Source organism: Cronobacter sp. JZ38, assembly GCF_008932145.1.
GTDB lineage: Bacteria > Pseudomonadota > Gammaproteobacteria > Enterobacterales > Enterobacteriaceae > Cronobacter > Cronobacter muytjensii.
This window is the reverse complement of sequence record NZ_CP017662.1, coordinates 1,582,444-1,605,300: the sequence shown is the minus strand read 5'-3', so window position 1 is coordinate 1,605,300 and position 22,857 is coordinate 1,582,444. Positions and strand designations below refer to the sequence as shown.

21 protein-coding genes are annotated in these 22,857 nt (G+C 60.5%); 5 read left to right on the top strand and 16 right to left on the bottom strand.

All coding sequences use genetic code 11. The annotated features are described in order from the left end of the window. Positions 1–50 precede the first annotated feature (50 nt). The 4 genes from BJP61_RS07610 (at position 51) to BJP61_RS07595 (ending at position 3,734) form a co-directional block, all read left to right on the top strand. Entirely contained in the window at positions 51–1,031 is a 981-nt protein-coding gene (locus BJP61_RS07610) for a tripartite tricarboxylate transporter substrate binding protein (protein ID WP_038861656.1), read from the top strand. A 14-nt stretch (positions 1,032–1,045) separates the two neighbouring features. Then, entirely contained in the window at positions 1,046–1,477 is a 432-nt protein-coding gene (locus tag BJP61_RS07605) for a tripartite tricarboxylate transporter TctB family protein (protein WP_171998084.1), read from the top strand. Positions 1,478–1,488: 11 nt separating this feature from the next. After that, the gene (locus BJP61_RS07600) at positions 1,489–3,006 is read left to right on the top strand and encodes a tripartite tricarboxylate transporter permease (protein ID WP_171998083.1); all 1,518 of its coding nucleotides are present in this window, start codon (positions 1,489–1,491) and stop codon (positions 3,004–3,006) included. Positions 3,007–3,110: 104 nt separating this feature from the next. Continuing rightward, a complete protein-coding gene (locus tag BJP61_RS07595) occupies positions 3,111–3,734 on the top strand; it encodes a DUF2238 domain-containing protein (RefSeq protein ID WP_038862329.1) in 624 nt (207 codons plus the stop codon). On the opposite strand, the gene menE is transcribed toward BJP61_RS07595, so the two are convergent. The 8 genes from menE to BJP61_RS07555 all read right to left on the bottom strand — a co-directional run bounded on the left by menE (position 3,711) and on the right by BJP61_RS07555 (position 11,650). Continuing rightward, complete coding sequence (gene menE, locus BJP61_RS07590; RefSeq protein ID WP_171998082.1) at positions 3,711–5,102, bottom strand: o-succinylbenzoate--CoA ligase; 1,392 nt, start codon at positions 5,100–5,102, stop codon at positions 3,711–3,713. The genes BJP61_RS07595 and menE overlap by 24 nt on opposite strands. Next, positions 5,099–6,055 carry an o-succinylbenzoate synthase gene (gene menC / locus BJP61_RS07585; RefSeq protein WP_171998081.1) on the bottom strand — a complete coding sequence of 319 codons (957 nt, stop codon included), beginning with the start codon at positions 6,053–6,055 and terminating at the stop codon, positions 5,099–5,101. The genes menE and menC overlap by 4 nt, the downstream gene beginning before the upstream one ends. Next, on the bottom strand, positions 6,055–6,912 hold the full coding sequence (menB, locus tag BJP61_RS07580) for a 1,4-dihydroxy-2-naphthoyl-CoA synthase (protein WP_038861618.1): 858 nt from the start codon (positions 6,910–6,912) through the stop codon (positions 6,055–6,057). Before menB ends, menC begins: the two co-directional genes overlap by 1 nt. Next, complete coding sequence (gene menH / locus BJP61_RS07575) at positions 6,899–7,690, bottom strand: 2-succinyl-6-hydroxy-2,4-cyclohexadiene-1-carboxylate synthase (RefSeq protein ID WP_171999271.1); 792 nt, start codon at positions 7,688–7,690, stop codon at positions 6,899–6,901. Before menH ends, menB begins: the two co-directional genes overlap by 14 nt. Beyond that, complete coding sequence (menD, locus tag BJP61_RS07570; RefSeq protein ID WP_171998080.1) at positions 7,690–9,357, bottom strand: 2-succinyl-5-enolpyruvyl-6-hydroxy-3-cyclohexene-1-carboxylic-acid synthase; 1,668 nt, start codon at positions 9,355–9,357, stop codon at positions 7,690–7,692. The genes menH and menD overlap by 1 nt, the downstream gene beginning before the upstream one ends. 85 nt (positions 9,358–9,442) lie before the next feature. Then, positions 9,443–10,717, bottom strand: coding sequence for an isochorismate synthase MenF (gene menF, locus BJP61_RS07565; protein WP_171998079.1), 1,275 nt, complete (start codon positions 10,715–10,717; stop codon positions 9,443–9,445). 101 nt (positions 10,718–10,818) lie between these two features. Next, a complete protein-coding gene (elaB, locus tag BJP61_RS07560) occupies positions 10,819–11,130 on the bottom strand; it encodes a stress response protein ElaB (RefSeq protein WP_038861609.1) in 312 nt (103 codons plus the stop codon). Between the two features lie 49 nt (positions 11,131–11,179). Beyond that, positions 11,180–11,650: a GNAT family N-acetyltransferase gene (locus BJP61_RS07555; protein ID WP_161581393.1), complete on the bottom strand. Its 471-nt coding sequence runs from the start codon at positions 11,648–11,650 to the stop codon at positions 11,180–11,182. Between the two features lie 73 nt (positions 11,651–11,723). Between BJP61_RS07555 and rnz the strand changes: the two genes are divergently transcribed. Further along, entirely contained in the window at positions 11,724–12,638 is a 915-nt protein-coding gene (gene rnz, locus BJP61_RS07550) for a ribonuclease Z (RefSeq protein ID WP_161579829.1), read from the top strand. Positions 12,639–12,693: 55 nt separating this feature from the next. Here rnz and nuoN read toward each other — a convergent pair whose 3' ends face one another. The 8 genes from nuoN to nuoG all read right to left on the bottom strand — a co-directional run bounded on the left by nuoN (position 12,694) and on the right by nuoG (position 22,846). Next, on the bottom strand, positions 12,694–14,169 hold the full coding sequence (gene nuoN / locus BJP61_RS07545) for an NADH-quinone oxidoreductase subunit NuoN (RefSeq protein ID WP_171998078.1): 1,476 nt from the start codon (positions 14,167–14,169) through the stop codon (positions 12,694–12,696). Between the two features lie 6 nt (positions 14,170–14,175). Beyond that, complete coding sequence (gene nuoM / locus BJP61_RS07540) at positions 14,176–15,705, bottom strand: NADH-quinone oxidoreductase subunit M (protein WP_038887085.1); 1,530 nt, start codon at positions 15,703–15,705, stop codon at positions 14,176–14,178. A 169-nt stretch (positions 15,706–15,874) separates the two neighbouring features. Continuing rightward, positions 15,875–17,716, bottom strand: a complete 1,842-nt coding sequence (gene nuoL, locus BJP61_RS07535; RefSeq protein ID WP_171998077.1) for an NADH-quinone oxidoreductase subunit L — start codon at positions 17,714–17,716, stop codon at positions 15,875–15,877. Further along, entirely contained in the window at positions 17,713–18,015 is a 303-nt protein-coding gene (gene nuoK, locus BJP61_RS07530; RefSeq protein WP_004388260.1) for an NADH-quinone oxidoreductase subunit NuoK, read from the bottom strand. The genes nuoL and nuoK overlap by 4 nt, the downstream gene beginning before the upstream one ends. Further along, positions 18,012–18,575, bottom strand: a complete 564-nt coding sequence (gene nuoJ / locus BJP61_RS07525; RefSeq protein ID WP_075193700.1) for an NADH-quinone oxidoreductase subunit J — start codon at positions 18,573–18,575, stop codon at positions 18,012–18,014. The genes nuoK and nuoJ overlap by 4 nt, the downstream gene beginning before the upstream one ends. 10 nt (positions 18,576–18,585) lie before the next feature. Next, positions 18,586–19,128, bottom strand: a complete 543-nt coding sequence (gene nuoI, locus BJP61_RS07520) for an NADH-quinone oxidoreductase subunit NuoI (RefSeq protein WP_007665668.1) — start codon at positions 19,126–19,128, stop codon at positions 18,586–18,588. A gap of 14 nt (positions 19,129–19,142) precedes the next feature. Further along, positions 19,143–20,123: an NADH-quinone oxidoreductase subunit NuoH gene (gene nuoH, locus BJP61_RS07515; protein WP_038861583.1), complete on the bottom strand. Its 981-nt coding sequence runs from the start codon at positions 20,121–20,123 to the stop codon at positions 19,143–19,145. Next, positions 20,120–22,846: an NADH-quinone oxidoreductase subunit NuoG gene (nuoG, locus tag BJP61_RS07510; protein ID WP_171998076.1), complete on the bottom strand. Its 2,727-nt coding sequence runs from the start codon at positions 22,844–22,846 to the stop codon at positions 20,120–20,122. Before nuoG ends, nuoH begins: the two co-directional genes overlap by 4 nt. Positions 22,847–22,857: the final 11 nt, after the last annotated feature.

Here is a 22,857-nt window from a genome sequence, read left to right as displayed (position 1 = left end):
AGCAGTTCACATAATCAGAAACATCACGGCAGTCATGCATGAGGATGAAAATGAAAACATCGCTTCTCTCTACCCTGTTAGCAACGTCTCTGGCTTTCACCTTTGCCCCTGCGCACGCCGCAGAAGCCCCGTCGCGCCCGGAATGTATCGCGCCCGCGAAGCCCGGCGGCGGGTTTGATTTAACCTGCAAACTCATTCAGGTGAGCCTGCAGGAGACCGGCGCGCTGGAAAAACCGATGCGCGTGACATACATGCCCGGCGGCGTCGGTGCGGTAGCTTATAACGCTATCGTCGCCCAGCGCCCCGGTGAGCCGGGCACGGTGGTGGCCTTCTCCGGCGGCTCGCTGCTGAACCTTTCGCAGGGCAAATTTGGCCGTTACAACGTTGACGACGTGCGCTGGCTCGCAAGCGTCGGCACCGACTACGGGATGATTGCGGTGCGCGCCGACTCGCCCTGGAAAACGCTCGGCGACCTGATGAAAGCGCTGGAGAAAGATCCCAACAGCGTCGTGTTTGGCGCGGGCGCGTCCATCGGCAGCCAGGACTGGATGAAAACCGCGCTGCTGGCCCAGAAGGCAGGCGTGGATCCGCACAAAATGCGCTACGTGGCGTTTGAAGGCGGCGGCGAGCCGGTGACCGCGCTGATGGGGCACCACGTACAGGCGGTGTCGGGCGATCTGAGCGAAATGGTGCCCTACCTTACCGGCAATAAACTGCGCGTGCTGGCGGTCTTCGCCAATGAACGTCTGCCGGGTCAGCTCGCCCAGGTGCCGACGGCCAAAGAGCAAGGCTATGACCTGGTGTGGCCCATTATTCGCGGTTTCTACGTCGGCCCGAAAGTGAGCGACGCTGATTATCAGTGGTGGGTGCAGGCCTTCGAAAAACTCCAGCAAACTGAAGAATTCAAAAAGCAGCGCGACCTGCGCGGCCTGTTTGAGTTCAACATGACGGGCAAAGCGCTGGATGAATATGTGAAAAACCAGGTCAACGACTATCGCGAAAAAGCCAAAGCCTTTGGCCTTGCGAAATAGCGAAGGAGGCTGTGATGAGCGATCGCATTTTTGCCGGGATCTGGCTGCTGCTTTGCGTAGGTGGGCTGTTTGTCGCCTGGCAGATCCACAGCGAGTACGCCTATGAACCGGTCGGGCCGCGCCCGTTTCCGGTGGGCATTATCGCCCTGATGCTGCTCTGTTCGGCGCTGCTGCTGTTGCGCCGCCCCGATGTGGTGGAGTGGCCGCATAACGCGGTGCTGCAGCGGCTGGTGGTGATGGTGATTATTCTGCTGCTCTACGCCTGGGGCTTCGAATGGCTGGGTTTTCCGCTCGCAACCGCGCTGCTGACGGCGGTGATAGGCATGCTGTTCGGCGCACGGCTTCCGGCGGCACTGGCCTCCGGCGTGGTGATGGGCGGCGCGCTCTGGTTCGCTTTTGACAGGCTGCTTGACGTGACGCTGCCTCTCGGGGCCTGGCTTAATTAACGGGGGCTTTTATGGATACCTGGCTTTATCTTTCACAGGGCTTCGCCGTCGCGCTGACGCCCACCAATCTGCTGATCGCGCTTATCGGCTGCTTTGTCGGTACCATTGTCGGGCTGCTGCCGGGCCTCGGGCCGATTAACGGCGTCGCTATTTTGCTGCCGCTGGCTTTCGCCATTCATCTGCCGGCGGAGTCGGCGCTGATCCTGCTCGCGACCGTTTACATCGGCTGTGAATATGGCGGGCGTATCTCGTCGATTCTGCTCAACGTGCCAGGGGACGCCGCCGCGATCATGACCGCGCTGGATGGTTATCCGATGGCGCAGCAGGGACGCGGCGGCGTGGCGCTGTCAATCTCCGCGGTCAGCTCGTTTGTGGGCTCCTTCATCGCGATTTTCGGCATTATTCTGTTCGCGCCGGTGCTGGCCGAGTGGTCGCTGGCGTTCGGCCCGGCGGAATATTTCGCGCTGATGGTGTTCGCTATCGCCTGTCTCGGCAGCATGATGGCGCAAAACCCGCTGAAATCGTTCCTGGCGGCGCTGATTGGTCTCGGTCTTGCGACGGTGGGCGTTGACGCCAATACCGGCGTCTACCGCTTCACCTTTGACAGCGTGCATCTCTCGGACGGCGTGCAGTTTATCGTGGTGGTGATTGGCCTGTTCTCGGTGTCCGAGATCCTGCTGATGCTGGAGAGCACCAGCAGCGGCCAGACGCTGGTACGTAAAACCGGGCGTATGCTGTTTAACGCCAAAGAGGCCGCCGCCTGTACCGGCGCGACGCTGCGCTCGTCCGTGATCGGCTTTTTTGTCGGCATTCTGCCCGGCGCAGGCGCGACGATCGCGAGCGCCATCACTTATATGACCGAGAAAAAACTCGGCGATAAAGGCGGTTCATTTGGTAAGGGCGATATTCGCGGCGTGGCGGCGCCGGAGGCGGCGAACAACGCCTCGGCCTGCGGCTCGTTTATCCCGATGCTGACGCTGGGCGTGCCGGGCTCCGGCACCACGGCGGTGATGATGGGCGCGCTGACGCTCTATAACATCACGCCGGGGCCGGCGATGTTTACCGAACAGCCGGATATCGTCTGGGGGCTTATCGCCGCGCTGCTTATCGCAAACGTCATGCTGCTTATCATGAACATCCCGCTGATCGGCCTGTTCACCCGCATGCTGACGATTCCGCTGTGGTTCCTGGTGCCCGCCATTGCGGCGGTCTCGGCGGTAGGCGTGTACGCGGTGCACAGCACCACCTTTGATCTGCTGCTGATGGTGGCCCTCGGCGTGCTGGGCTATATTCTGCGCAAAATGCACTTCCCGATGTCGCCGCTCATTCTGGGCTTCGTGCTGGGCGAGATGCTGGAGCAGAACCTGCGACGCGCGCTCTCGATAAGCAACGGCGAGCTGGGGATCCTCTGGCAGAGCGGCGTGACTAAAACCCTGCTGATGATGGCGATACTGGTGATTGCCGTCCCGCCGGTCGTGAAGCGACTGCGCAGACGCCAGCTAAAAACGCAGACCGATCTTCCCTCCTGATGTAATACCTCGCGGGCGGCAACCTACCGCCGCCCGCGATGGCAGAAATTGTATTTTTGCCGCATCTGCCTGATAGTTATCGTTTTCACTTTCTGGTTACCGTTATGACCGCCGCATCATCCCGTTCGGGGTTAATCGTCGCAGCGCTGGCGCTGCTCCTCACCCTTGTTTACACCGGTATCAGCGCAGGCGACAAACTCACCTGGCTGATGGAAGTGACGCCGGTCATTATCATCGTTCCGCTTTTGCTGGCGACGCACGCGCGCTATCCGTTAACTCCGCTGCTTTATGTGCTGATTTTCTTCCATGCCATCATTTTGATGGTCGGCGGTATGTACACCTACGCGAAAGTGCCTGTCGGTTTTGACGTTCAGGCGTGGCTGGATTTGAGCCGCAACCCGTACGACAAGCTGGGGCATTTTTTTCAGGGGCTGGTGCCAGCGCTTGCGGCGCGGGAAATTTTGCTGCGCGGCGGCTACGTTCATGGGCGTAAAATGCTCGCCTTCGTGGTCTGCTGTATTGCGCTGGCGATTAGCGCGGTTTACGAGTTAATCGAATGGTGGTCGGCGCTGGCGCTGGGACAAGGCGCGGATGACTTTCTCGGCACCCAGGGCGACCCCTGGGATACCCAGTCGGATATGTTTTGCGCCCTGCTCGGCGCGCTGACCACGGTTTTCGCGCTGGGCCGCTGGCATACGAAGCAGTTACTGAACGTCCAGCGTACCTGAGTCAGTAACGGCCTGCTGGTTTACCCAGTCACGTAGCGCCCGGCGGGAAATTTTAATGCCGCCGGTTTTCAGCGTCTCAGGCAGCCGCAGCCAGCGCACCGGCTGCTGAAATCGCGCCAGTTTATCGGCGCACCAGCCTGCCAGCATGGACGGGTCGCACGCTTCGCCACACTCCACGACCGCCACCGGGCGCTGGCCATACTCCGCATCATCCTGCGGCACAATAAAAACTTGCTCAACCGACGGATGCGCGCTGATAACCCGCTCCACTTCCTCCGGCTGAATACCTTCTGCGCCGCAAAAAAAGAGATTGTCCTTTCTTCCAAGCAGAGTCAGCCTGCCGTCGTCGATGCGACCGCAATCGCGGGTGGCGAACCACCCCTGGTCATTGGTCAGCGGGATTATTTCTCCGTCGCGCCAGTAGCCTGCGGCCATGCTGTCCGCGCGCAGCCAGACTTCACCCTCGACTATTTGCAGCTCGCGCCCCGGCAGAGGCCGCCCGACAGCCGCGAGGCCATCCGCCTCTTTGGCGCATACCGTGGAGGCAAACTCGGTCAGTCCGTAGCCGCACCAGCAGCGGATACCGCGCTGGCGGGCCTGTTCGGTGAGTTCAACCGGGATCGCCGCGCCGCCCAGCAGCACCGCCCTGAGCGACACGTCAACACCACTATTGAGCAGACGCCAGAGCTGGGTCGGCACCAGGGAGGCATGCGTGCAGCCGCGTAAGGCCTGATCCAGCGGCTGCTTGTCGCGTACCGTCAGGCTTGCACCAGCAGAGAGCCAGCGCCAGAGAATGCCCTGGCCGGAAACGTGAAACAGCGGCAGCGAGAGCAGCCAGTCGTCCTGCGGGGCAAAAGGGATCGTCGCGAGTACCCCTTCCGCGCTGGCAAGATGCGCGCGAAAAGTATGCACTGCCGCTTTCGGCAGCCCCGTCGACCCCGAGGTCAGCGTCATGGACGCGAGACGGCGGTCGTGCCAGGGCGCCGCGTGTTCGCCCTGTCCTGGCTGCAACGACAGAGGGTTAAGCCGCACCGGCAGCTCGCCGCCGTTCAGCACCAGCGCATGGCGCAGGCTCAGCGTGGGCAGCAGTTCAGCCAGCAAAGGCGCAGGCAGTTGCGGATTCAGCGGCAGGACGCGCGCGCCGCACTGCAAGAGAGCAAGCCACGCCAGCAAAGCGTCGGGCTGATTATTAGCGCGCAGCAGCACGCCGTCGCCTTCGCGAACGCCCTGGGCGTGAAGCCCCGCAGCCTGCGCATCGATACGCGCGCAGAGTTCACGCCAGCTTAGCCGCCACGCGTTCAGGCGCAGCGCCTGCGCGTCCGCTCTCCGCTGCCGCCAGTGCCGCCAGGGCCAGTCGCTAAAGGTCACAGCAGCGGCTCCAGCGCATCCACGGACAGGCACGGCAGCGTGCTGTCAGGCCAACGGCGAACCAGCTGGGCGCGCATGAGGCTTAGCGTGTCCAGACCAGGGATCGTCCTGGGCGTCAGCCAGGCGGCTATTCGCGCCAGCTGCGTCAGGCCGAAGCTTGACTCAATGGATGAACTGATGACCGCCGTCAGGCCCAGCGCGTGAGCCTGCGCCACCTGCTGTTGTACTTTTTGCAGGCTGCCGGTCAACGTCGGCTTAATCACTACGGCGCGCAGACCCGGCCCGGCGGCGAACGTAAAATCCGCCTCGCGCAGGCTCTCGTCCCAGGCGATGGCAATCCCGGTTTCGGCGGCAAAAGCGCGCGAGTCGGCGCGGGTTTTGCACGGCTCTTCGATGAATTCGATGCGCGAGCGATACGCCGGATTAACGTATCTGGCGAACTGGCGCGCCTTCAGCGGCGTCCAGGCGCGGTTGGCATCCAGCCGCAGGCGCAAATCCGGGATGCCCTCCAGAAGCAGATTCACTACCATGCCGTCGCGTACGGCTTCATACAGCCCCACTTTCACCTTGGCAACCTTATCGCCGCGCAGCCCGGCGAAAAGTTCATCAGGATCGCCGGTGCACAATGGCGCGACGTGATAGTTCGCCGCCTGCGGCAGCGCGCTGTCAAGCTCCGCCTGCGCGCAGCTCAACCCGAACGCGACGCTGGCAATATCCGGCGGCGGCGGCGCGTTACCGCGTTCCCACGCCACAAGCCAGTCGCACGTAGCGGACTGCGCGGTATCCAGCGTCTCTTCGCTGAACCCCGGCAGCGGCGCTATCTCGCCCCACCCTTCGCGCCCGTCGTCTGACAGGCGCACCAGCAGGCCATCGCGGGTCTTAAGCCGCCGCTCGCGCAGTACCACGCCCGCATCCATCGGCAGCTGATAACGGTAAAGCTGTGCCGCGCGCATTATGGATTACGCTTGAATTTGCTGAAGTCCGGCTGGCGCTTCTGGTTGAACGCGTTGCGCCCTTCCTGGCCCTCTTCGGTCATGTAGAAAAGCATCGTGGCGTTGCCCGCGAGTTCCTGCAACCCGGCCTGACCGTCGCAGTCGGCGTTGAGCGCCGCTTTGAGGCAGCGCAGCGCCATCGGGCTGTTTTGCAGCATTTCACGACACCAGCGCACCGTTTCACGCTCCAGCTCCGCCAGCGGCACGACGGTATTAACCAGCCCCATATCGAGCGCCTGTTGAGCGTCATACTGGCGGCACAGGAACCAGATTTCGCGGGCCTTTTTCTGTCCGACAATGCGCGCCATATAGGACGCGCCCCAGCCGCCATCAAAAGAGCCGACTTTCGGGCCGGTCTGGCCGAACATGGCATTTTCTGCCGCGATAGTGAGATCGCACATCATATGCAGCACATGGCCGCCGCCTATCGCGTAGCCCGCCACCATCGCCACCACCGGTTTCGGGCAGGTGCGGATCTGACGCTGGAAGTCGAGCACATTGAGATGATGCACGCCGGAGTCGTCCTGATAGCCGCCATAGTCGCCGCGTACTTTCTGATCTCCCCCTGCGCAGAAGGCTTTTTCGCCTTCGCCGGTGAGGATAATGACGCCGATGTTGTCGTCGTAGCGCGCGTCGGCCAGCGCCTGGATCATCTCTTTCACCGTCAGCGGGCGAAACGCGTTGCGCACCTGCGGGCGGTTAATCGTGATTTTCGCGATGCCGTCGGTGGATTTCTGGTAGCGAATATCGGTATAGCCTTCTGAGCAGTCGAGCCATTCGACGGGGGCGTAAAGCATCGCTTCATCAGGATAAATCATGGGGGTTCTCCGTAGGGGTTCGCAAAATCGCGTTGAGGCTGCGGGCCGTTGCTTGCGGGTTTTCCCGGTGCGCATTGTGGCCTGCGCCAGTAATCAGATGCAGTGGGATCTGGAGCGTGGCGGCGAGCGCGCGAAACTTCGCGTCACGCTCGCCGCACAGGTAATGAAACGGCACGCGCAGCGCTTGCAGCGGTTCATGCAGCGGCGGCTGGCGGCCCGTTGACGTAGCCTCAAGCATGGCGGCAAGCGCGGCAGGGTTGTTGCGGGCGCGCAGCGCAATCAGCGCCTGACGCTGCGCGCCCGTGAGCGTGGCGAAAACCGGCTGGCGATACCAGGCATCCAGGACGGTGGCGAGCGGTTCAGTACGCAACCGCTGTGCCCAGCGCTGGTCGGCAAGCCAACGCGCCTCGCGTTCGTGCGCGTTGCATAATCCCGGATGCCCGCCTTCCACCACCAGCCCTTGCAGGCCGCGCGTCTCCCCCTGCGTGGCGTGAAACATCGCTATCCTCCCGCCAAGGGAATAACCCACCAGCCAGTAATTAAGTATGTTGTAACTATTGAGCGTCGCGGTCAGTAATTCGCTGACATGCGCGAAGCCTGACGCCAGACAGCGCGCCGAGCCGCCGTGGCCGGGCAGATCGATAAACAGATGATCGTACTGCGCGCACGCCTCTGCCACCTGCTGCCATTCACGCTGGTCGCCGAGAAAACCGTGCAGCCAGACTACCGCGCCGTGCGAGGCCGCATGCGCAGGCTGAAAGCGCGCCGCCAGGCACATCAGGCGCATACCTGTTGAATAAGCCGCTGAAAAACCTGTGCGCCCGCAGTGTCGGGTACGCGCAGTTCAATGACGGTCGCAACCGGCGAACCCCAGGCGCGCGTCATCGCCTCCTGCAGCGCCGCCAGGCTGTCGGGCGCCTCATAATGGAGCGAAAACAGGGCGGCTGCGGGCGCGAAACTGACGTTTTGCGGCATGCAGTAATACTTTTCCCGCTCGCGGGCCGGCGTCGGGAGCATCGAGAAAATCTGCCCGCCGTTGTTGTTAACGACCATCAACACAAAAGGCGCGGGCGCGTCGCGCAGAAGCGCCAGGGCATTGATGTCATAAAGCGTGGAGAGATCGCCCAGCACCGCAAGCGTTGACCGCCCGGTGGCGCGCTGTACGCCCGCGGCGGTAGAGATAAGCCCGTCAATGCCGCTCGCCCCGCGATTGCCATACACCGGATACCCGGCGGGCAACTGCGCCAGCGCGTCGACCAGCCGCACCGTCAGGCTGTTGCCGAGAAACAACTGGCCGTCATCCGCCAGCAGTTCCGGCAGCCTGTGCGCCACCTGCGCTTCGCCCCATTCGGTGAGTTCGCGCGCCACAATACGCTGTGTTCGCATAGCCAGCCTTTCAAGCGGCTCCGCCCACGGCACGGATGACGTTGTCGGGTGCTGTTCAAGCCAGGCGGGAATATCCGCCACCAGCCGACGCCCGCAGTGGTGCGCCGGATCGAGCCGCCCCGGCAGCGGGTCGACAATCCAGTACTCCTGCGGGCGACATTCGCTCTGCCATTGCAGAACGCGCTTGCCGGTAAGGCTGCCGCCGAACTGCACGACAAACTGTGCCTGCGCCAGCACGCCGACGGCATCCGGATGCGCGAGCCAGAGATCGGCGCATGGCAGCGGCTGCCCGGTTTGCGACAGCACATCGCCTATCAGCGGCCAGCCGAGGCGTTGCGCCCATTGCGCTACCGCTGCGCCTTCCTGCGCGTTGAGTCTGCCTGCCAGCACCACGCCGCGCTGTTCGCGCCAGAACGCCCAGTCCGGCTGTACGCTGGCTGCCCGTGCATCTTCGAGGCGCAGCCACGGCGTGGCCCTTTGCCACCATTCGCCGGGCGCCTGTTGCCATTCAAGCCCGGTATCATCCAGCTCGCCGTACAGCGGCTCCGCGAACGGACAATTGATATGCAGCGCGCCCGCCTTCAGTGCGCCCATCTTTTCATCGATAGCGCTGATAAGCCAGGCGGCGGGAATGGCCGGCGTGGGGCGGGGTAAATCAAGGGCGGCGGCAGGATGCGAGGCGAAAATCGCATGCTGGCGAATGGCTTGGTTCGCGCCGCAGTCAATCAGCTCAGGCGGTCGGTCGGCTGTGATCGCCACCAGCTTTTCGCCGGTCAGCCCGGCTTCTATCACCGCCGGGTAGAGATTCGCCACCGCCGTACCGGACGTGACAATCACCGCCACCGGCTCGCCGCTCGCTTTGGCAAGCCCCAGCGCCAGATGACCCAGGCCGCGTTCATCGAAATGCGTATGCAAGGTAAACGCCGGGTTCTGCGCCGCGGCAAGCGTGAGAGGCGTGGAGCGCGAACCGGGCGCAATGCACAGATGGCGCACGCCGTGGCGGCTAAGCGCTTCGAGGAGCACTGCGGCCCAGCGGCGGTTGAAGGTGCTTGTCGACATAAGCTTGTCCGGTATCAATTTAGCCGGATTATTATAAAGCGCTGTCGAAATCGAATTTTGATATGAGTCGGGATTGTGGTGCGGTTCAGCCTGTTAAGAGCATGAGCAGGCCCGCCGCTTTGTTCTCAATTTCCTGCCATTCCGGCCCCGCCTGCGAGCCTGCCACCAGCCCGGCGCCCGCGTAAATCCGTATCGTCTCGTCCTGAATCCATGCCGAACGCAGACTGACGCAAAATTCTGTTTTTTCAAGCGAAAGATACCCGGCGGAGCCTGCATACCACTGGCGATTGAAAGGTTCACGGGCGGCGATAAAGCGCTGCGCCGCCTCGCGCGGCAGCCCGGCCACCGCAGCGGTGGGTTGCAACTGGCGCAGACACGCGGTGTCATCAGGCGCGTGGAGCTGCGCGCGAATAACGCGCCTGAGATGTTGAACCCGGCGCAGCCGCACCACCTGCGGCGCCTCGGTATGAATATCATCCGCGATGGGCTTCAGACGCCCGCAGATATCGTCCACCACCAGCGCGTTTTCGCGTTGATTTTTATCATCCGCCAGGAGCCATGCGGCGCGCGCCTGCGCCTGCGCGTCATCCGCGTGATTTTCCACGGTGCCCGCCAGCGCTTCGGTGTCGAGGGTACGCCCTTGCCGCCGCCACAACCGCTCCGGCGTAGAGCCGAGAAACGCTTCGCGCGCGCTGAACGCCAGATAAAAGTGGTAGCAATCGCGGTTAACGCGGCGGCTCGCGGCCATCAGCGCCGCGGCGTCCACCGGCGCGGTAAAACGCAGATCGGTGGCGCGGGCCAGCACCACTTTCGCGAATTCTCCGCGCCCGATGGCCTGTAGCGCCTGCTCCACTATCTGCGCCCACTGGGCCGCATCGGGCGTGTCGCACCGGCTGACGCGACGCGGCTCGCGCCGGGTTAGCGCCACCGCCGGTTGTAGCGGCGCCATTCTGTCTGTTAACCCCCCAGCCTCGCCATCGCGGCAATGCGTGGCGATAAGCCAGCCGCGATCGCCTTCGCGACGCAGCTCAAGGCGCGGGATAAAAAGAGATCCGCGCTGCGGATCAAAGGCGTTTAGCCCCCATGCGCGCAAGTCCGGTTTATCGGCGTGCTGGCGTAAAAAGGTGTCGGCATTCTGAAGCGTGGTGAAGGTGCGCGCCGCACCGAGCGCCGCGGCTTCCTCGTGACCATCGCGCGAGCGCCAGTAGAACTGTGGATACGTGTTTTGCGCGCGCAGCCAGAAGAGAAAATCGACTTCGGCAGGAGAAAATTCAACAGCGTATCGGTAGAAATCAGGGGCACCCGGCACATGCGCCAGCGCCTCTTGCGCCAGCGCCAGCGCGGCGGCGAACGTCCTCACAGGTTCCATTCCTTTTGCGTAAAAACCATGCATTCTACGAGGTTTTAGCGGCAAAAAAAATGGCGCACCCGAAAGGATGCGCCTGCGTGCGTTCGACGGAATTAGCGGCGGGCTAACAGCAGGCCCAGCACCAGCCCTGCGGCTGCGCCAATTCCTACACCCTGCCACGGTTTTTCATGCACATAGTCATCGGCACGATAAACCGCCTGTTTGGCGCGGAAGTAGTAGTTGTCAGACGCAGAGCTGACGCGGTTTTTCACGTCATGCAGCGCCTGCTCGGCGCGCGCTTTCAGTTCAACATATTTTTGATCCGCCGGGTCGCCGGAGGAGCGCAGGATCTCTTCCAGCGTGTCGCTCAGCAGGGTCAGGTCATCGTCTACACGTGTTTCATAAGGTTGTGAAGATAAAGGCATAACTGGTCTCCGTGTTAACAAGTTACCGGTTTGCTAACTATAGACACACTCACGCTTTTTTGCCTGGAAGCGGTTCGCGTCGCATTCCGATGTGCGGGATGCCGTCTTCATCGTAGATGTCTGTCGCAGGTGTAAAGCCAAACTGCGCGTAAAACGCCTGGAGATGCGCCTGCGCGCTCAGGTATAGCGGGCTCTGCGGCCAGTTACGCTCGCAGCTCTCTACGGCGCGTTTCATCAGTTCAACGCCCAGTTTTTCGCCCCGCGCCTGCTCTGAAACGATGACCCGGCCTATTGCCACCGGGGCGTCAGGGTCGTTACTTTTCAGAATCCTCGCATAAGCGATCAGCTGATTATCACGCCAGGCAAGCAGATGACGGTTGTCGCCCACCAGATCTTCGCCATCCACATCCAGATAGGGACAGGTTTGTTCAACCACGAAAACTTCACAGCGTAGCTTCAGCAGCGCGTATAACGTCGGGACATCCAGCTCGGTGTGATGCTTATCCTGCCAGTCGATCATAATGGGCTCCAGAATGTGCGGCGATCCTCGTTATACTAAAAGCTTTCACTAAATCGTGCAGAGTAATTTCCTCATGGAACTGACATTTTTAGGCACCAGCGCCGGGTTGCCCTCTACCACTCGCAACGTAACGGCCATTGTGCTGAATCCGCAAAATAATCAGTCCGGGCTGTGGCTTTTTGACTGCGGCGAGGCCACCCAGCACCAGATGCTGCGCGCCAGCGCCAGCCCTGGCAAGATTGAAAAGATTTTTATCACGCATCTGCACGGCGACCATATCTTCGGGCTGCCGGGCCTGCTGTGTAGCCGCTCAATGGCAGGCTGTGAGACGCCGCTTGAGGTTTACGGCCCGAAAGGCATCGACGAGTTTATCGATACCACGCTGCGCCTGAGCGGCTCCTGGACCAGCTACCCGCTGCATGTGCATGAAATCACCGCAGGCGTTGTGCTTGATGACGCGTCGTTCACCGTTACCGCGTTTGCGCTGACACACCCGGTGGAGTGTTACGGCTACCGGATTGCGGAGCGCGACAGGCCCGGCGCGCTGGACGCCGCGCGCCTCAAAGCGGCCGGCGTTACGCCGGGGCCGCTGTTTCAGCAACTCAAACGCGGCGAGACGGTGACGCTCGCAGACGGACGCATGCTGTGCGGCGCGGATTATCTGAGCGCGCCGCGCCCCGGCAAAAAAATAGCGATTTTCGGCGATACCGGCCCGACACCGCAGGCGGACGCGCTCGCCCGCGATGTGGATCTGATGGTGCATGAAACCACGCTTGAGGCGGCGATGGCCGAGAAAGCCAACGGGCGCGGGCACTCGACCACGCAGCAGGCGGCAATGCTTGCCAGAGACGCCGGAGCGAAGCGTCTGGTGATGACCCATTTCAGCTCCCGGTACGATGCGGCGGACTGCCAGCGGCTGCTGGCAGAGTGCCAGGCTATTTTTCCGGCGAGCGAACTGGCGGAAGACTTCCTGACCATTGCAGTTTAGCGCCCATAAAAAAACCGCCGATAACCGGCGGTTTTTGTTAGCTCAGGCGTCACGCTTACATCAGCGGTTTCGCCATCTGCACCAGCGTAATCAGCGGTTGCGGCCAGACACCCAGCACCAGTACGAGCAGTGCGGAGATAAGCACTACGACGCCGCCTGCGCTGTAGGCCCAGTTCGACGGCACATCACGGTTAAGCTGCTGCGGTGCGTTGAGGTACAGGCTTACCGCTACGCGCAGGTAGTAGTAGAGACCAATCGCAGAGCCTACGACCACGGCGCCGGTCAGCCACCACAGGTCTGACTGCACACCGACTGCCAGCACGTAGAATTTACCGATAAAGCCGAGCGTCATCGGAATACCCGCGAGCGACAGCATCATCACGGTCATGACCGCTGACAGGATCGGACGGTGCCAGAACAGGCCGCGATAGGAGTAGAGCGAATCCGCGTCCGGGCCGCGATACGGGCTGGACATCAGGCTTACCACGCCAAACGCGCCGAGGCTGCTGAACAGATAGCCCGCCAGGTAAACCCCTACGGTTTCCATCGACATTCCGCCGCTTTGAACCCCATCGCCACTCTTCATCGCAATCAGCGCCACCAGCAGGTAACCGAGATGCGAGATAGAGGAGTAACCGAGCAGACGCTTAATGTTGGTCTGCGTCAGCGCCATCAGGTTACCGAAGATGATGGAAGCGAAAGCCAGCACGCCTAATACCACGCGTACCGCCTCGCTCTCGCCCACCGGGGCATAGAGGAACAGACGCATCACCACACCGAAGATAGCGATTTTGCTCGCGGTGGCGAGAAAAGTGGAAACCGGCGCAGGCGCGCCCTGGTAAACATCCGGCGTCCAGAGATGGAACGGCACCAGCGAGAGCTTAAAGCCGAGACCGACAATCATCAGGCCCAGACCCGCCAGCAGCAGCGGTTCGTGCAGCATGTTATCCGCGAGGCTCTTACCGAGCGCCACGAACGACAGGCTACCGGACTGCGCATAAACCAACGCCATACCGAACAGCAGGAATGACGAGGCGGCGGCAGACAGGATGGTGTATTTGATAGCAGCTTCCAGAGAACGCTTCTGGCGGAAGGCGTAGCCCACCAGGCCAAACAGCGGCAGCGAAATCAGCTCAATACCCAGGAACAGCGAGGCCAGATGGTTAGCGTTCGCCAGCAGAATGCCACCCAGCGCGGCGATGAGCACCAGCAGGTAGAACTCTTCCTTGTTGTCGTTGTAACCCTGCAGCCATGGATAGGCGAAGGTGCAGGTTGCGAGGCTCGCCAGCAGTACCAGCCCGGTATAGAGCATGGCGTAACCATCCACACGTATCAGCGGCGTGACATCCATCGCGCCCGCCTGACCGACGAACCACAGCGACAGCAGCGCGGCGTTAAGCCCGACGACTGACAGCGTGGCATTCAGGAAGTGGTTACGTCGCCACGCAATGGAGAGCATCACAACTACCACCGTCAATCCGACGATCAGCAGCGGTAGCAGCGCGATCAATTGTTGAGTAGTTATTGTCATGGCGAATTACGGCCTTGTAGTTGAAACAGAATCGGTAAACCACTGCTGAATATTGCTCATCGCCGAATGGGATGTATCCAGAATTGGCTGGGGATAGAAGCCCAGCAGTACCAGAAGCACCACCAGCAGCAGGATCATAAACAGCTCGCGCAGCGACAGGCCGCGGATCTCCTGACGCGCCGCGTCGCTCTTCGGCTGCCCGAAATACGCGCGATGCAGCATCGCCAGCGAGTAAACGGAAGCGAACACCAGGCCAAAGGTCGAGATGACGGTAATAACCGGGACCACCTGGAAGCTGCCGAACAGGATCATGAATTCGCCAACAAAGTTACCGGTGCCCGGCATACCGAGCGTCGCCACCGCAAAGAACATCGACAGCGCAGGAAGCCATTTGATTTTGCTCCACAGGCCGCCCATCTGGCGCATATCGCGGGTATGCAGACGCTCATAAAGCTGACCGCACAGAATAAACAGACCCGCCGCGGAAAGGCCGTGAGCGATCATCTGGATAACCGCGCCCTGATACGCAAGCTGGCTACCGGTGTAGATAGCGATCAGCACAAAGCCCATGTGGGAAACAGAGGTGTATGCGATAAGACGCTTGATGTCGTACTGGGTAAAAGCCATCCATGCGCCGTAGAAAATGCCGATGACACCAAGCCACATGGCGATTGGCGCGAACTCAGCGGAGGCGTTCGGGAACAGCGGCAGCGCAAAGCGCAGCAGACCGTAGGCAGCGGTTTTCAGCAGGATGCCTGCCAGGTCGACAGAGCCTGCGGTCGGCGCCTGCGAGTGCGCGTCCGGCAGCCAGCCGTGCAGTGGCACCACCGGCATTTTCACCGCGAACGCGATGAAGAAGCCGAGCATCAGCAGATATTCCACACCGTGAGACATCGGCGTTTTCAGCAGCTGTTCGTAGTTAAACGTCCACTCGCCGGTCGCGTTGTAGTGCACGAACACCAGCGCCAGAATGGCAATCAGCATCACCAGACCGCTCGCCTGGGTATAGATGAAGAACTTGGTGGCCGCCGTGATACGCGTTTTACCGTCCGATGCCTTATGGCCCCACAGGGCAATCAGGAAGTACATCGGCACCAGCATCATTTCCCAGAAGAAGAAGAACAGGAACATGTCGATGGCAAGGAATACGCCGATAACGCCGCCCAGGATCCACATCAGGTTGAGGTGGAAGAAGCCCTGATATTTTTCAATTTCATTCCACGAGCAGAGCACCGCCAGCACGCCAAGCAGGCCGGTCAGTACCACCATCAGCAGCGACAGGCCGTCGATGGCTAAGTGGATGGTGATGCCAAAGCGCGGGATCCAGTCGTGAATGTACTGGTCCTGCCACTTCGGAAACTCACCGGATTGCGTCAGTGAGTAGCCGCCCTGCAACCAGAGTTGCAGACCGAGCGCCAGCGTCAGCCCCATGGTAATCAGCGCAATCCAGCGCGGCACCTTAACGCCGAAGCGTTCGGTCTGCCAGCACAGGAAGCCGCCGATAAAGGGAATCAGTATTAGCCAGGGTAGTAACATGGCGATATTTGTTCCTTGTTTAAGTCCCGGAGGGACCGATTTTCAACGAATTCGACTACATCCACGTTTGAGTGCGGTTTGCGGTGTCGGGTGGCGCTAACGCTTACCCGACCTGCCGTCTCCCAGGCCCGGTAAGCGCAACGCCACCGGGCAATACCGTCATCTCAAATCAACGCAACACCATCAACAACACCAGCACAACCACCGCACCGATGCTCATTGAGGCCACATACCAGCGCAGATAGCCGTTCTCGCTTAGCAACAGACCACGGCCTGCGTAGCGGGAAAGAATGGCCGGAATGTTCATCAGCGCGTTAAGCGGATCGCGTTGCAGCAGCCAGGCAATACCCAGGAACGGCTTGACGAATACTTTGTCATACAGCCAGTCGAAGCCCCAGGCGTGATACCACCAGGTGCCGAAGAAACGGCCCGGCGCGCTTTTGGCAATGCTACTGACCAGCGTACGCTTGCCAAGCCACAGCCAGGCGGCGATCAGAATGCCCGCGATAGCGACCACACCGGAGGTAATTTCCAGCGTCAGAACGCGACCGTGCTCAAGCTCGGTGGTGTCTGGCAGTACGCCCTGCAACGGAGGCACAATCATCGCGCCAACGAAGGTGGACAGTCCCAGCAGCACAATCAGCGGCAGGTGGTGGGTAATTCCCTTCCCTGCGTGAGCGTGAATTTGTTCTTTACCGTGGAATACGATGAAAATCATACGGAAGGTATACAGGGAGGTCATGAACGCACCGACCAGACCCGCCACCATCAGATTGATATGTCCATTCGCCATGGCACCCGCCAGGATTTCGTCCTTACTGAAGAAGCCCGCGGTGATAAGCGGCAGTGCCGCCAGCGCCGCGCCGCCTACCAGGAAGCAGACATACACCAGCGGGATGGACTTACGCAGGCCGCCCATCTTGAAGATGTTCTGCTCGTGGTGGCACGCCAGAATGACGGAGCCGGACGAGAGGAACAGCAGCGCTTTAAAGAACGCGTGGGTCATCAGGTGGAAAATCGCCGCGTCCCACGCCTGAACGCCAAGCGCCAGGAACATGTAGCCAATCTGGCTCATGGTGGAGTAAGCGAGTACGCGTTTGATGTCGGTCTGCACCAGAGCGGCGAAGCCCGCCAGCACCAGCGTGACAGCACCGACGATGCCGACCAGATGCAGCACGTCCGGCGTCAGGAGGAACAGGCCGTGGGTACGCGCGATCAGGTAGACGCCCGCAGTCACCATGGTTGCCGCGTGGATCAGCGCGGAAACCGGGGTCGGGCCTGCCATTGCATCCGCAAGCCAGGTCTGGAGCGGAAGCTGAGCGGATTTACCGACCGCGCCGCCGAGCAGCATCAGCGTCGCCCAGCGCAGCATTTCGTTGCCGTTTGCAAAGTGCTGCGGAGCCAGCTCTACCATTTCGCGGAAGTTAAGGGTGCCCAGCTCGTTGTAGAGAATAAACAGCGCGAACGCGAGGAAGACGTCACCCACACGGGTTACGACAAACGCTTTCATCGCCGCGGCGCCATTCTTCGGATCGGTGTAGTAGAAACCGATCAGCAGATAGGAGCACAGGCCCACGCCTTCCCAGCCGAGGTACATCAACAGAAGGTTATCGGAGAGCACCAGCACGACCATGCTCGCGATAAACAGGTTGGTGTACGCGAAGAAGCGGGAGTAGCCCTCTTCGCCGCGCATATACCAGGACGCGAACATGTGGATCAGGAAACCTACACCCGTGACCACAGAGAGCATGGTCAGCGAAAGGCCATCCAGCACCAGGTTGACGCCGATGTTGAAATCGCCGACGGACATCCAGGTCCACAGCGGCAGCGAGAACGCCTGCTTGCCGTTATTAAAGAAATCAATGCCAGCGTAAGCGGTGACCAGCGCCGCCAGCCCTACTGAACCCACCCCGACCGTCGCGGCGAGGTTTTCCGACCAACGTCCGCGAGAGAAGGCGAGCAGTACGTAGCCAATCAATGGCAAAATAATGGTTAATGCGAGCAGGTTCATCCACGCATCTCACTTACTGAATCGATATTCAGGTTCTGGCGACGACGATGGAGTTGCAGCAACAGCGCGAGACCAATACTCGCTTCCGCCGCAGCTAAGCTAATCGCCAGGATATACATTATCTGGCCGTCGGTCTGGCCCCAGTAGCTGCCCGCGACCACGAAGGCGAGCGCGGCGGCGTTAATCATGATTTCCAGCCCAATCAGCATAAACAGCAGATTGCGGCGGATAACCAGACCGGTCAGGCCCAGGACGAACAGAATCGCCGCCAGGATCAGTCCATGTTGTAACGGGATCATGCGCGCTCCTCCGTTTTTCTTTTCGACGCGTCCGACGGAGCCCCGCCGCGCACGCTCACCACATCGCCCGCTTTCTCTTCACGGCCAAGATGGAAGGCGACGACCAGGCCCGCCAGCAGCAGCATAGACGCGAGTTCAACCGCCAGAACATACGTTTTGAACAGGTCGGTACCAACGGCTTTCGCGCTAATCGGGTTGCCTTCGATGCCCTGATCGTTAATGCCCAGAATGGCGTAGACAATCACCACCAGCAGAACCGCCGAGAGAATGCCAGGGCCAATCCAGATCTGCGGTTTGAGCCATTCGCGCTCCTGACGCACCACGGAATCCCCGAGATTGAGCATCATGACCACGAACACGAAGAGCACCATAATGGCGCCTGCGTAGACGATGATTTCCAGCGCACCGGCGAAATACGCGCCCAGCGAGAAAAAAACGCCCGCGATCGCCAGCAGCGAAATAATCAGGTACAGCAGCGCGTGTACCGGATTACTGTGGGTGATCACCCGGGCGGTGGTCAGGACCGCCACAAGGGCGCAGATATAAAAAGCGAATTCCATTCCTGACTCCTTAAGGTAACAGGCCTTTGACGTCGATAGGTTTGGCTTCGTTTTCCGCCTCGCCCTTATCTTTGCCGTCGATTGCCATACCCGCCATCCGGTAGAAGTTATATTCCGGGTATTTACCCGGACCGGAGATCAGCAGGTCCTCTTTTTCATACACCAGATCCTGGCGCTTAAACTCGCCCAGCTCGAAATCCGGCGTCAGCTGGATTGCGGTTGTCGGACAGGCCTCTTCACACATCCCGCAGAAAATGCAGCGCGAGAAGTTAATGCGGAAGAATTCCGGATACCAGCGGCCGTCTTTGGTCTCTGCTTTTTGCAGAGAGATACAGCCCACCGGACAGGCAACCGCGCACAGGTTACAGGCCACGCAGCGTTCCTGGCCGTCCGGATCGCGCGTCAGCACAATACGGCCACGGTAGCGCGGCGGCAGATAAACCGGCTCTTCCGGATACATGCGCGTTTCGCGTTTGGAAAACGCGTGCAGGCCAATCATCCAGATACTGCGTAGTTGGGTGCCGAAACCAACCACTAATTCTTTCAATGTCATGGTTTTCCCACCCCTTATGCTGCTGTCTGCCAGAGAATGACAGCCGCGGTTACCAGCAAATTGATAAGCGTCAGCGGCAGGCACACTTTCCAGCCGAAGGACATTACCTGGTCATAACGAGGACGCGGTAATGCAGCGCGAATCAAAATAAACATCATCATGAAGAACGCGGTTTTCAGCGCGAACCAGATGAAAGGCGGTAACCAGGGACCTTGCCAGCCGCCGAAAAACAGCGTCACGATCAGCGCGGAAACCGTCACAATCCCGATATATTCCCCCACGAAGAACAGACCGAACTTCATGCCGGAATATTCGATGTGGTAACCGTCAGCCAGCTCCTGCTCGGCTTCCGGCTGGTCAAACGGGTGACGGTGACACACCGCAACGCCCGCGATAGCGAAAGTCACAAAGCCGAAGAACTGCGGAATAACGTTCCAGATATCCGCCTGGTTGTTGACGATATCGGTCATGTTAAAGGAGCCCGCCTGCGCGACGACACCCATCAGGGAGAGCCCGAGGAACACTTCATAGCTCAGCGTCTGCGCGGAGGCGCGCATGGCACCCAGCAGAGAGTATTTATTGTTGCTCGACCAGCCCGCAAACAGCACCGCATACACGCCAAGCCCGGCCATCATAAGGAAGAACAGGATCCCGATGTTGAGATCTGCCACCACCCAGGTGGGGCTCACCGGTACGATGGCGAAGGCCAGCAGCAGCGAGGTGAACGCAATCATCGGCGCCAGCGTAAAGATGACGCGGTCAGAGAAGCGCGGAACCCAGTCTTCTTTGAAGAACATCTTGATCATGTCCGCGACCAGCTGGAGCGAACCGCCCCAGCCAACACGGTTTGGTCCGTAGCGGTTCTGGAAAAGGCCGAGCAGACGACGCTCGCCAAAACTCATGAACGCGCCGCAGCTCACGACCACCAGCAGAATGACCACCGCTTTAAGGATGCTGAGCAGGATCTCGATAACATCCGGTGTCAACCAACTCATTGCGCAGCCTCCTGCAGATTTTCAAGACGAGCGCCAGCCATGACAGGCGCGATGCCCGGCATACCCATCGGCAGACCGACCTGCCCCTCCGTCAGCCCTTCAGACAGTTGCAGCGGCAGCGTGATGGTCTGACCCTCATAGTTGAAGGAGACCTTCGCGCCCGCGTTAACGCCGAGCTTCGCGGCATCTGCCGGATTCAGGCGGATATACGGCTGCGGCATGCGGCTCTGGAAGACCGGCGAACGCTGCGACATTTCATCGCTGCCGAACAGGTGATAATAAGGCGCGATACGCCACTGGCCATCCTGCGGCGCGAAACGCTGCGGTACGGTCGTGAAGTAGTCGATAGCGCCCTCGCCCGCCTCGATGAGGCGCACGCCCGGATCGCCATGACGCAGATGACCGCCCACTTCGTCCTGGAATTTGTTCCAGGCCTGCGGGGAGTTCCAGCCCGGCGCCCAGGCGAACGGCACCTGCGAACGCGGTGCATCCGGATGGTTGTTCCCTTCCATCGAGAAGGAGAACATGGTGTCTTTATCCTGCGGCTGACGCGGTTCATGCACGCTGATGTTGGCGCGCATCGCGGTGCGACCACTGTAACGATGCGGTTCGCGCGCCAGTTTCTGTCCGCGGATGCGGAACGTTGCGTCCGGCGCTGCGTCTTTAATACCCGCCAGCTGCGGCAGCTTCTCAATACAGGCGTCAATCACATGATCGAGTTGCGTCCAGTCCGGATGACGCTCCTGGAGCGTACTGTGCAGCGAATGCAGCCAGCGCCAGCTTTCCAGCATGGTCACGGTGTTGTCGTAATAGGACGGATCGTAAACCTGGAAGAAACGCTGCGCGCGGCCTTCATTGTTAATGACCGTACCGTCGCTTTCGGCGAAGCTCGCGGTGGAAAGCACCAGATGCGCGTGATCCATAATCGCGGTGCGCTGATGATCAATGACCATGACCAGCGGCGCTTTGGCGAGCGCGGCGTCCACACGTGCGGCAGAGGCGTGACGATGCAGATCGTTTTCCAGCACGATAACCGCATCGGCGCTGCCGGTTTCCAGCTCATTCAGCGCGTCGTCAAGCGAACCGCCGCCAATCATGCCGAGACCGACGCTGTTCACTGCGCGGGCGATCATCGTGATGCCGACATCGGCACCGCGGCCTTTCAGCGCTTTCGCGACGTTCGCAGCCGCCTGAATCATCTCGACGCTACCGGCGTTGGTACCGGAGATAATCAGCGGTTTTTTGGCGCCAGCCAGCGCCTGAACAATCACGTCGACTTTATTTTGCAGGTCACGATCCAGTCCTTCGACCGCAGGCGAGGCCGCGTCCAGCGCGTTGGCGATGGCGAAGCCCAGGCGCGCCTGATCTTCAACCGGCGCGCGATAAGTCCACGCGGCGATATCGTCCAGACGTGTGCTGTCGACGTTGGTCACGAACAACGGATGTTTGGCGCGCTGGCCGATGTTCAGGATGGCCGCGATCTGCCAGTCAGCCACTTTTTGGGCCGCCGCCATTTCGCGCGCTTTGCCTTTCACCGCCTGACGCACCGCCAGCGCGACGCGCGCGCCGGTCTGGGTGATGTCTTCGCCAAGTACCAGCACGGCGTCGTAAGATTCAATCTCACGCAGCGCTGGCGTACGAATGCCGCTTTCACGCAGCACTTTAAGCATTAACTGCAGACGTTCCTGTTCGCCCGCCGCGATGCCGGTATAGAAGTTTTCAGCGCCGACCAGTTCGCGCAGCGCGAAGTTACTCTCAACGCTCGCGCGCGGAGAGCCAATGCCGATGACTTTCTTCGACTGACGCAGAATATCCGCCGCGCCCTGCATCGCCTGCTCGGCGTTCAGGGTGATAAGGTCATCGCCACGGCGCTGTACCGGACAACGCGGACGGTCTTTCAGGTTGACGTAGCCATAACCGAAACGACCGCGATCGCACAGGAAGTAGTGGTTAACGGTACCGTTATAACGGTTCTCGATACGACGCAGTTCGCCGTAGCGCTCGCCGGGGCTGGTGTTGCAGCCCAGTGAACACTGCTGGCAGATGCTCGGCGCGAACTGCATATCCCATTTACGGTTGTAGCGCTCGGAGTGCGTTTTATCAGTGAACACGCCGGTCGGGCAGATCTCCACCAGGTTGCCGGAGAATTCGCTCTCAAGCGTACCGTCTTCCGGACGTCCGAAATAGACGTTGTCATGCGCGCCGTAAACGCCGAGATCGGTGCCGTCAGCATAATCTTTGTAGTAACGCACGCAGCGGTAGCAGGCGATGCAGCGGTTCATCTCATGATTGATGAACGGCCCCAGATCCTGATTACGGTGAGTACGCTTGGTGAAACGATAGCGACGGAAGCTATGACCGGTCATTACGGTCATATCCTGCAGGTGGCAGTTACCGCCCTCTTCGCAGACCGGGCAGTCATGCGGGTGGTTGGTCATCAGCCACTCTACAACGCTTTCGCGGAACTGCTTCGCTTCATCGTCGTCAATAGAGATAAAGGTGCCATCGGATGCCGGCGTCATGCAGGACATCACCAGGCGACCACGGGTATCTTCCGCGTTCTGATATTGCTTCACCGCGCACTGGCGGCAGGCGCCGACGCTTCCCAGCGCCGGATGCCAGCAAAAATAAGGAATATCGAGGCCGAGCGACAGACATGCCTGCAGCAGGTTATCCGCGCCGTCTACCTCATATTCTTTGCCGTCTACATGAATCGTAGCCATAGTCAGCATGC